This window comes from Mesorhizobium sp. P2_F7, from assembly GCF_056403695.1.
In genome coordinates this window covers 1-1,059 of sequence record NZ_JBFUFA010000038.1, presented here as the reverse complement: position 1 = coordinate 1,059, position 1,059 = coordinate 1, and the positions used below count along the sequence as shown (strand labels likewise).

The following is a 1,059-nucleotide window of genomic DNA, read 5'->3' as shown; positions in this document are numbered from 1 at the left end:
ATGACGGCCCGTACGCGGTCGTCGAGGACGGCGCAGGTGCGGCCAACACGCCGCCGACCAGCACGGTCTCGGGCGATGTGCTTGCCAACGACGTCTCGGGCGCCGATACGCCCAAGAGCTTCGTGGCCTGGTCGGGTGGCGATGCGGCGGCGATCACCGCGCTCAGCACCTACGGCACGCTGACGCAGAACGCCAACGGCACGTGGTCCTATGTGCTCGACAACAGCAAGGCGGCGACGCAGGCGTTGACGGCAGCCAGCCATCTCAGCTTCGACCTGCATTACACGATGACGGACGCCGACGGCGACACCTCGCCGGCGACGCTGACGATCACCATCGACGGCGCCAACGACAGCGCCTCGGTGGTGACGGCCCAGGCCCAGGGCGCCGACAACACCGTCTTCGAGGCCGGCCTCAACCCGAACGGCTCGAACGCGGCSKCCAACAGCGAGACCAGCACCGGATCCTTCACCATCTCGGCCACCGACGGCATCCACGACATCGTCATCGGCGGCACCAGCTTCACGCTGGCCCAGATCCAGGGCTTCAACGGCACCCAGACCGTCAACACCGGCGAAGGCGTGCTGACGCTGACCGGCTACACCGGTGATGCCCATTCGGGCACCGTGGCCTACAGCTACACGCTGACGGCAACCATCGACAATGACAGCAAGGTGCCGACCGGCAACGACAGCGTCGACGCCACCGGCTTCAACGACAGCGTCGCGCTGACCGTCAACGGCAATGGCGGCACCACCGCCAGCGACAATCTCGTCGTGCATGTTGTCGACGATGTGCCGACGGCGGTCAATGACGGCCCGTACGCGGTCGTCGAGGACGGCGCAGGTGCGGCCAACACGCCGCCGACCAGCACGGTCTCGGGCGATGTGCTTGCCAACGACGTCTCGGGCGCCGATACGCCCAAGAGCTTCGTGGCCTGGTCGGGTGGCGATGCGGCGGCGATCACCGCGCTCAGCACCTACGGCACGCTGACGCAGAACGCCAACGGCACGTGGTCCTATGTGCTCGACAACAGCAAGGCGGCGACGCAGGCGGTTG

At 67.5% G+C, this 1,059-nt stretch carries 1 protein-coding gene; it reads left to right on the top strand.

Going from position 1 to position 1,059, the window contains the following annotated elements; all coding sequences use genetic code 11:
• The coding region (locus AC1DZ8_RS33305) for a VCBS domain-containing protein (protein WP_477402409.1) at nucleotides 1-1,059 on the top strand (1,059 nt) is incomplete at both ends.